This window comes from Streptomyces sp. NPDC004610, assembly GCF_040609715.1.
Classification (GTDB): Bacteria; Actinomycetota; Actinomycetes; order Streptomycetales; family Streptomycetaceae; genus Streptomyces.
The window spans coordinates 19201-27823 of the sequence record NZ_JBEXLA010000066.1 but is presented as its reverse complement, the minus strand read 5'-3'; the positions used below and the strand labels follow the sequence as shown (position 1 = coordinate 27823).

The 8623-nt window shown below is 66.5% G+C and carries 8 protein-coding genes; 3 read left to right on the top strand and 5 right to left on the bottom strand.

Annotation, left to right across the window (positions count from 1 at the left end):
• Nucleotides 1-196: hypothetical protein (locus tag ABZX40_RS40195; protein ID WP_355750443.1), on the bottom strand; the 196-nt coding region annotated here is incomplete at its 3' end.
• Nucleotides 197-361: 165 nt separating this feature from the next.
• Here ABZX40_RS40195 and ABZX40_RS40190 point away from each other — a divergent pair.
• The gene (locus ABZX40_RS40190) at nt 362-1141 is read left to right on the top strand and encodes a helix-turn-helix transcriptional regulator (protein ID WP_355750445.1); all 780 of its coding nucleotides are present in this window, start codon (nt 362-364) and stop codon (nt 1139-1141) included.
• Nucleotides 1141-1341, top strand: coding sequence for a DUF397 domain-containing protein (locus ABZX40_RS40185; RefSeq protein ID WP_355750448.1), 201 nt, complete (start codon nt 1141-1143; stop codon nt 1339-1341). Before ABZX40_RS40190 ends, ABZX40_RS40185 begins: the two co-directional genes overlap by 1 nt.
• On the opposite strand, the gene ABZX40_RS40180 is transcribed toward ABZX40_RS40185, so the two are convergent.
• The 4 genes from ABZX40_RS40180 to tgmA form a co-directional block, all read right to left on the bottom strand.
• Entirely contained in the window at nt 1336-1947 is a 612-nt protein-coding gene (locus ABZX40_RS40180) for a 3'-5' exonuclease (RefSeq protein ID WP_355750451.1), read from the bottom strand. The two genes, ABZX40_RS40185 and ABZX40_RS40180, sit on opposite strands and share 6 nt — an antisense overlap.
• A 109-nt stretch (nt 1948-2056) precedes the next feature.
• Nucleotides 2057-3253: an ATP-grasp peptide maturase system methyltransferase gene (gene tgmC, locus ABZX40_RS40175; protein ID WP_355750454.1), complete on the bottom strand. Its 1197-nt coding sequence runs from the start codon at nt 3251-3253 to the stop codon at nt 2057-2059.
• Nucleotides 3247-4209, bottom strand: a complete 963-nt coding sequence (gene tgmB / locus ABZX40_RS40170) for an ATP-grasp ribosomal peptide maturase (RefSeq protein ID WP_355750457.1) — start codon at nt 4207-4209, stop codon at nt 3247-3249. Before tgmB ends, tgmC begins: the two co-directional genes overlap by 7 nt.
• A 19-nt stretch (nt 4210-4228) precedes the next feature.
• On the bottom strand, nt 4229-4492 hold the full coding sequence (gene tgmA / locus ABZX40_RS40165; protein WP_355750459.1) for a putative ATP-grasp-modified RiPP: 264 nt from the start codon (nt 4490-4492) through the stop codon (nt 4229-4231).
• Nucleotides 4493-4745: 253 nt separating this feature from the next.
• On the opposite strand from tgmA, the gene ABZX40_RS40160 reads away from it, so the two are divergent.
• Nucleotides 4746-8573, top strand: a complete 3828-nt coding sequence (locus tag ABZX40_RS40160; protein ID WP_355750462.1) for a GH92 family glycosyl hydrolase — start codon at nt 4746-4748, stop codon at nt 8571-8573.
• Nucleotides 8574-8623: the final 50 nt, after the last annotated feature.

Below are 8623 nucleotides of genomic sequence, written 5' to 3'. Positions count from 1 at the left end.
CGTCGGTGGCCCAGTCGACGCGGGCGTGGGTGGGGGTGACGCCGAGGCGGGTGAGGAGGTCCAGGAGGGACTCGTAGGCGTCTTGGGAGGCGTTGAGGGTGGGGGTGGCTCCGCCGGTGCGGATGTGGAGGGGGCCTTGGGTGGTGGTGGTTGTTGTGGTTGTGGTTGTGGTGGGTTGGGGGGTGGGGTCGGGCATGGAGATACCTCTCTCACGTGCACTGTTCACCGTGTGTGCTCCAAGCGTCACAGCTAGCGCCGTAGGATCTCCACTGGTTCATGTCCCGACTTGCATGATGGAACAAGGGGATTGCACGTGGCCGCACTTCCTAAGCCGTTGACTCCGGATCGTTCAGCCCGGCACATGTTCGGCGCCAAGCTTCGCCACTACAGAAATCAGGCGGGCATGAGTCTTGATGCCCTGTCAGGTGTCGTGAACATCTCGAAGGCCCACCTATCTCGCATCGAGCACGCTGAATCCCCAGTGCCGCCGGAACTGCCGGCAAAGCTCGACGCAGCCTTTGGAACCGAGACGGTCTTCACCGACCTCTACTCGTTGGCTCGGAAGGAGGTGCACCCCGACAGGTTCCGGCGGCGCATGGACCTTGAGGCTCGGGCAGTCGTCATCAAGGAGTACGCACCTCAGATCGTCCCTGGCCTGGTTCAGACGGAGCAGTACGCGACTGCACAGTTCCGGACTCACAATCCGAAGGCTGACGAGCGCGAGATCGAAGATCTCGTCATAGGGCGTATGTCCAGGGTTGCATTGCTCCTGGGGGACCCACGACCTGACTTCGCAGCTGTCTTGGACGAGGCCGTACTACGGCGGGGATATGGCGGTCCGGCAGTCATGCGCGCTCAGCTTGCCCAGTTGGCGGATATCGCGCTGGCCCCTTCCACCTGCATTCAGGTACTGCCCTTCAGCCACGGCGGGCACGCGCTCGCGGGCGGTTTGTCGGCCCTGTGGCGGCTCGATGACGGCACCTTCGTAGCCTATGAAGAGGCGACGACCACGGGGACACTGCTGGAAGAAAAGAAAGAGGTCGAGGCTCGGATGTGGGCCTACGATCTGCTGAGCGCCTCGGCGCTGTCCCCAGTCGAGTCGGCGGACTTCATCAGGTCCGTTATGGAGGAACTTCCTTGATGAGCAACCCCCCCGACCACACCGCAGTTCGGTGGGTCAAGTCGAGCTACAGCGGCAACGGCGGAGGGAGTTGCGTCGAATGGGCCCCCGACATAGCCACCGCCTCTGGCCTAGTCCCAGTCCGCGACAGCAAGGCGCCCCACCGCCCCGGCCTGACCATCACCGGTACCGCCTGGTCGGCTTTCATAAGCCGCCTATAGCCCCTCCCGAGCGGCGGGACGCCCAGGCGTGGTCGTGACCGGCCACGCCCCGCGCCCCACCAGGTCCAGGACCAGCGCAGCGATGTTCCACGCGTCGTCCTCCCCCCGGTGATGGCGTCCCTCCAGCGGCAGTCCCGCGATCTGGAGGGCCTGACCCATACCCGGCTTCCTGCGGAGCAGATACGCCTCCGCGAACACGGCCTTCGCGTTGGTGTGCGTGCGTTCCGTCGGGTACCCGAACGGGTAGGCCACCCCGTCGGCCTGGCTCTGCCGGGCGAACTGCCTGCGGTCGTACTCGCCCCAGCTCGCCCAGGGCCGCTCCCCGCCCCCGTACTCCCGGACCAGGATCCCGCACGCCTCGGCGAAGGAGACACCCCGGTCCACCTCGGCCTGCGTCAGCCCGGTCAGCTCCGTGCAGAAGTCGCTCACCCTCGAACGGACGGGGCGGACCAGGAGCCGATGCCGTGACACCCGACGACCCGCCGGAACGTCCACCACCGTGAGCCCGATCTCGATGATCTCGCTCACCGAACCCGGCGGCGGCTGCCCGTCCCAGCAGGTGGCTTCCACATCGATGACGTTCAGGAGGGTGGGCTCGGGGTGCATGGGGCGAGGGTAGGGATGCCTGCCCGGTTCCGGCACCTGAATTTGGGACCGAGACGGTCGCGGTTTCGTCGCCGTAGGCCACATAGCGGGCTCGTCAGCAGGATTGCCCTCACCCCACCACAAGCGTGGGCATCTCCGGATGCTGGAGGTACTGCCCCGACGCGCCGACACTGAAGCGGAACGCTTCCGGGCCGGGGTGTCCCGCCGCCGCGTGCGCGGCGAGAACCTCCTCAGCCCGGTCCCAGAGGCGCACCGGCCCGGCCTGCCGCACCCGCAGCTCATCTCCCGCCGACCTGAGTTCGGCCACCGATCCGGTGGCGATGTCGATCAGGCATGTCATGCCGTCGACCGAGGCGATCTGGCTGGTCGGCAGGGCCGACTGGATCAGAAAGCGAGTGAAGAACGCTGCCTCCGTCTCGGCGGTGAGCCAGTCGACGGTGTGACGGGTGGTGGTCGGGTCCGCGTCGGCCAGGAGCGAGATCCAGTGGGCCGGGTTTCCCAAGCTGGGGGCCTGGTGCGGGCGGGCCAGCATGAAGGAAATCGTTCCCGGCAGGAGCGGGCCGCCGGCGGTGCCGTCGTCGTGGACCGTCAGCAACGTACGGCCGAAGCCGAACTGCCAGCCGCCGAGGGTCGTGAGGATCTTCCCTCCGGGCCGCGTCTGCGCGACCCATGCCGGGGGAACCGTACGGACGGAGCACGCGGCGACGATGCGATCGAACGGGGCCGACGGCCAGTACCCGTACAAGCCGTCCGCGACCGCGAGATCCGGCGTGTAGCCGAGGCCGTACAGCGCGGTGGCCGCCCGTTCGAGCCTTCGAGGGTCGACTTCGAGGGTGGTGACGGCGTCGGACCCGAACCGCTCGCAGGCCAACGCGGCGGAGTAGCCCGTGCCCGTCCCGATCTCCAGGATGTCCTGGCCCTCGGCGAGGTCCGCGTCCTCCCACATCCGCAGAACGAGGGAGGGGAGCGTGGAGGACGAGGTCGGGGAGCCTCCTTCGATGGGCTCAGGACTGTCCCAGTCTGGCTCGACCCCGTCGAGTTGGGTGATGAGAGTCTGGTCGGTGTAGGTCTCGGTGAGCCATCGCTCGGGATCGGGCTCGGCCGAGATCGGCTCCCAGCACGTCATGCCCTGCGGTGACGGCTTCTCGGTCGGCAGGTAGAACCCGGGTGTGAAGTGGTGCCTCGGGACCGTCTCCACCGCGGGACGCCAGCCTTCGAGCCCGCCTCGCGTCACGGCCTCGGCCATCTCGCCGCGAAGCCGCCGCGCGCGCCGCTCGACCTCGGTGTCTCCGGTACTGGTCACCATGAGGGTCCTTCCATCAGGAGGCGGGCGAAGGCGCCGGCGATGTCGGTGGAGTCGGGCAGCCACCCCCACTGTCCATTGGGATTGCATTCGATGAACGTAAATCGCTCCGGCGCGTCCCGGGGAAGGTCCTCCCTCAGGGCGAAGTCGAAGCAGCCGAAGACCAGCCCGCACACCTTGAGGTACGCGAGCAGGGCTTCAGTGACGGCAGGGGGAACGGTGAGCGGCTGATGCTCCAGTTCGTCCCAGTCGCCGCGGCGCCAGTCCAGAGCCCCGTCAGGGGCACAGATCCGCTGGGCGAACACCCGCCGCCCCACCACGGTGATACGGGCATCCGCGGTCTTCGGTACCTCGGCCTGGAAGAGGTGAGCGGTCAGAGCGACGGACTCGTCCAGCGCCTCCGGGTCGATCCGCTGAGTCCAGATCGCCCCCGCCCGCCCGTCGTCCGAGGCGGGCAGCCCCCGGAAGGTCTTGTAGACCACCGGACCGTGTTCCCTGACGAATTCCCTTGCCCGTTCCGCATCGTTGGTGATCAGCGTCGGGGGAACCACGAGGCCGATGCCCAGCGCCGTCTGGAGCTGAATCGCCTTGAACTCCGCGCGAGTGACAGCGGCCGGGTGATTCACATACCGACACCCCGGGATGGCCGTCAGGACGCCACCGAGGCCGTGCTTGGCCTCGGCCGCAGCGAACGCGCGCGTCTGCTCGCCGGAGCCTTCGAGACGCGGCATCAGCCAAGGACTGGGCCGCCGGTAGTAGACGGCTGCGATGTCCGAGAGCGCCACCGTCCGACTCGGGGTGGACAGCGAGCCCGTCCACCCACGAGGGCCCAGCACGGCCCCGAAGGTCAGATCAGGGCCGATGTCCGCCGGATCGACCCGCACCACCAGCGCACCGAGGTCGTTCAGTTCCTCGATGACGAGGTCGGCGGTGACGTCGTCCAAGGACGTCACCACCATCACCGCCGGGCCCACCCGGTCAGTCGGATTCGTAGTCGGTCGTCACATCATCCTGAACCTGCGGCTTCGGCTTCTCGCCATCACCGCCGCCCGATCCCCCGGACATCGAAGCCGTGCCCTTCGTCTTGCTCGTTCCGTGCTTCCCCATCTCGACGACCTGCCCGGCCTCGTCGGTGTATCGGGCCAACTGCGTCAGCGGATCGAGCTCGACGCCAGCGTAGGGCGGCGGCGCCACCGGCAACCGGTCCGTCACCAGACGTAATCCCCAAGGCACGTTCTGCATGGACACACCTTCCCCCTGCAATTACGGACAGAAATCGCTCAGTCACTGTGAGAAGTCAAGTTGACCACACCGCCCCACCCCGCAGCGACCTAGGGAATTGGCCAACTCGCGCAAAAGACCACCCAGACGCGCCTCACCCTCACCCCACCACCCCGACCAACACCCTTGACATCCCTGACCCCTTGCACCACTACTGGTCCTTGCGAACAGCAGCTGACAACGTTGTCCAGCAGTGGGAGGGTGGTGCTCGCGCATGGAGCACAGAACACGGCACCTGGTCCGGTACAGATACAGCTCGGCGGTCGTTCTCGCCGCCGCCTTCGCGCTGGTGGCGGGTGGGCAGGGCGCTGCCGTCGCGCTGCCCGGCGTCGCCGACGCAGCCGCCGCCGACCGGGAGTTCTCGTCCTCGTTCGAGTCCGGTGAGCCGGCGCCCGACTGGCTCAACACCGTGGACACCGGGCCCGGTGGGGTCAAGCGGTCGGGCGGTGTGGACGGGGGCTATACGACCGGTATCCCGGGGAACATCACCGACCATGTGACCGAAGTCCGGGCCAGCGCCGAGAACACCGGTGGCGGTGAGGTCAAGGAGAACCTCATCGACGGTGAGCCGGTCACCAAGTGGCTGGCGTTCGCGCCCACCGCGTGGCTGGAGTTCGAGCTGGACCAGCCCGCGAAGGTCGTGACGTACGCGCTGACCTCCGCCAACGACTACGACGAGCGCGATCCCAGGGACTGGATCCTCAAGGGGTCCGTCGATGGTGATCAGTGGACGACCGTCGATACGCGCGAGGGTCAGTCCTTCGGTGAGCGGTTCCTGACCAAGTCGTACGATCTCGCCGAGGCCGCCGAGTACCGGCACTTCCGGCTGGAGATCAGCCGGAACAACGGTGGGCCGATCACCCAACTCGCCGATGTGCAGTTCTCCACCGGCGGGACCGACAACCCCGTACCGCAGGACATGCTGTCGCTGGTGGACACCGGGCCCGTGGGGTCGGCCACCGCGAAGGCGCGGGCCGGGTTCACGGGGACGCGGGCGCTGCGCTACGCGGGGCGTCATCTCGCCGATGGGCGGGCGTACTCGTACAACAAGGTCTTCGATGTGAATGTGGCCGTCGGGCGGGACACCCAGCTGTCGTACAAGGTCTTTCCGTCCATGGCGGACGGGGATCTGGATTATGACGCGACCAATGTCGCTGTCGATCTCGTTTTTACGGACGGGAGTTATCTGAGCGAGCTGCGGGCGACCGATCAGCATGGGTTTCCGCTCACGCCCCGGGGTCAGGGTGACTCCAAGGTGCTGTATGTGAATCAGTGGAACAGTGTCGTTTCGGGGATCGGGTCGGTCGCTGCGGGGAAGACCGTCGACCGGGTGCTGATCGGGTACGACTCGCCCAAGGGGCCCGCGAAGTTCCGGGGGTGGCTGGATGATGTGGTGATCGAGCGGGTGAAGCCTGAGAAGCCCAAGGATCATCTCTCGGACTATGCCGTCACCACGCGTGGGACGAATTCCTCCGGGGGGTTCTCGCGTGGCAACAACTTTCCCGCCACCGCCGTTCCCCATGGGTTCAACTTCTGGACGCCCGTCACCAATGCCGGGTCGTTGAGCTGGCTCTACGACTACGCTCGCGCCAACAACGCGGACAATCTGCCGACGATCCAGGCATTCAGCGCCAGTCATGAGCCGAGTCCCTGGATGGGGGACCGGCAGACGTTCCAGTTGATGCCGTCGGTGGTGAGTGGTACGCCGGATCTGGGGCGGAGTGCCCGTGCGCTGCCGTTCAAGCACGAGAACGAGACGGCCCGGCCCTATTACTACGGGGTCACCTTCGAGAACGGGCTCAAGACCGAGATCGCTCCGACCGACCACGCCGCCGTCATGCGCTTCACCTATCCCGGCGACGACACCAGTGTTCTGTTCGACAATGTCACCGATCAGGCCGGGCTGACGCTCGACAAGGAGAACGGGGTCGTCACCGGGTATTCGGATGTCAAGTCCGGGTTGTCGACGGGTGCGACGCGGCTGTTTGTCTACGGCGTCTTCGACAAGCCGGTGACGGAGGGGTCGTCCAGTGGGGTGAAGGGGTATCTGCGGTTCGACGCCGGGGAGGAACGGCAGGTGACGCTGCGGCTCGCCACCTCCCTCATCAGCGTCGACCAGGCCAAGGACAACCTGCGTCAAGAGGCTCCGGAAGGGACCTCGTTCGAGAGTGTGCAGCGGAAGGCGCAGCGGCTGTGGGACGACATTCTCGGGAAGGTGGAGGTCGAGGGGGCCACGCCCGATCAGTTGACCACCCTGTATTCCAGTCTCTACCGGCTGTATCTGTATCCCAACTCCGGGTTCGAGAAGGTCGACGGGACGTATAAGTACGCCTCGCCGTTCTCGCCCATGCCGGGGCCCGACACCCCGACCCACACCGGCGCGAAGATCGTCGAGGGCAAGGTGTATGTCAACAACGGGTTCTGGGATACCTATCGGACGACCTGGCCCGCTTACTCGCTGCTCTCGCCCTCGCAGGCCGGGGAGATGGTGGACGGGTTTGTGCAGCAGTACAAGGACGGGGGGTGGACGTCTCGGTGGTCGTCGCCCGGGTATGCCGATCTGATGACCGGTACGTCGTCGGATGTCGCTTTCGCCGACGCGTATGTCAAGGGGGTCGACTTCGATGCGGAGGCGGCCTATGACGCGGCTGTGAAGAACGCTACCGTCGTGCCGCCGATGTCCGGGGTCGGGCGGAAGGGGATGGACACCTCGCCCTTCCTCGGTTACACCAGCACCGCCACGCACGAGGGTCTTTCGTGGGCGCTGGAGGGGTATTTGAATGACTTCGGCATTGGAAAGATGGGAGAGAAGCTGTACCGGGAGACGGGTGAGGAGCGGTACAAGGAAGAGGCCGCCTATTTCCTCAACCGGGCTCAGGAGTATGTGAGTCTCTTCGATGCGGAGGCCGGGTTCTTCCAGGGGCGCGATCTCGCGGGTGACTGGCGGGTGGAGTCGGAGAAGTACGACCCCAGAGTGTGGGGGTACGACTACACCGAGACCAATGGGTGGGGGTACGCCTTCACCGCCCCGCAGGACAGTCTCGGGCTCGCCAATCTGTACGGGGGGCGCGATGGGCTGGGCGACAAGCTCGATGAGTATCTGGCCACTCCGGAGACCGCCTCGCCCGATTTCGTCGGCTCCTACGGCGGTGTCATCCATGAGATGACCGAGGCCCGGGACGTCCGGATGGGTATGTACGGCCACTCCAACCAGGTCGCCCATCACGCGCTCTATATGTACGACGCGGCCGGGGAACCCTGGAAGACCCAGAAGAATGTGCGCGAGGTGCTGTCCCGGCTCTACACCGGCAGTGACATCGGGCAGGGGTATCACGGGGACGAGGACAATGGGGAGCAGTCGGCGTGGTTCCTCTTCTCGGCCCTCGGGTTCTATCCGCTGGTGATGGGGAGTGGGGAGTACGCGGTCGGGTCGCCGTTGTTCACCAAGGCGACCGTGCAGTTGGAGAACGGGCGCGAGTTGGTGGTGAAGGCGCCCAAGAACAGTACGAAGAATGTGTATGTGCAGGGGCTGAAGGTGAATGGGAAGGCGTGGAACTCGACCGCGCTTCCGCATTCCGTGATCGCCAAGGGCGGGGTCCTGGAGTTCGACATGGGGTCCAAGCCGTCCCGGTGGGGTACCGGCAAGAACGCCGCGCCGGTGTCGATCACCAAGGGAGGGGAGGTGCCGGAGCCCCGGGGGGATGTGTCGCTGGGTGAAGGCGCGCTCTTCGACAACACCTCGGGGACCGAGGCCGCGGTGACCACCGTCGAGCTGCCCGTCGCGAAGCGGACCAAGGCGGTGCAGTACACGCTGACCTCCGGGAAGGACCGGACGACCGCGCCGACCGGGTGGACCCTCCAGGGGTCGAGCGACGGGGAGAAGTGGCGCACCCTGGACTCGCGGTCCGGTGAGTCGTTCGCGTGGGATCGGCAGGTGAGGGCGTTCTCCGTCGACCGGGCCGGGTCGTACAGCCAGTACCGGCTGGTGTTCGACTCCGGGTCCGCGGGGGCGACGCTGGCGGAGGTGGAGCTGCTGTCCTGAGGCCGAGGCGGCATCGAGGAGATCGAAGAGATTCGAGGAGATTCGAGGAG

What these genes read in the sequence shown, in the direction of transcription:
- tgmB (WP_355750457.1), bottom strand. Translation starts at nt 4,209, where the DNA reads ATGGTGGTGACGTCCTTGGACGACGTCACCGCCGACCTCGTCATCGAG.
- tgmC (WP_355750454.1), bottom strand. Translation starts at nt 3,253, where the DNA reads ATGGTGACCAGTACCGGAGACACCGAGGTCGAGCGGCGCGCGCGGCGG.
- ABZX40_RS40160 (WP_355750462.1), top strand. Translation starts at nt 4,746, where the DNA reads ATGGAGCACAGAACACGGCACCTGGTCCGGTACAGATACAGCTCGGCG.
- tgmA (WP_355750459.1), bottom strand. Translation starts at nt 4,492, where the DNA reads ATGCAGAACGTGCCTTGGGGATTACGTCTGGTGACGGACCGGTTGCCG.
- ABZX40_RS40190 (WP_355750445.1), top strand. Translation starts at nt 362, where the DNA reads ATGTTCGGCGCCAAGCTTCGCCACTACAGAAATCAGGCGGGCATGAGT.
- ABZX40_RS40180 (WP_355750451.1), bottom strand. Translation starts at nt 1,947, where the DNA reads ATGCACCCCGAGCCCACCCTCCTGAACGTCATCGATGTGGAAGCCACC.
- ABZX40_RS40185 (WP_355750448.1), top strand. Translation starts at nt 1,141, where the DNA reads ATGAGCAACCCCCCCGACCACACCGCAGTTCGGTGGGTCAAGTCGAGC.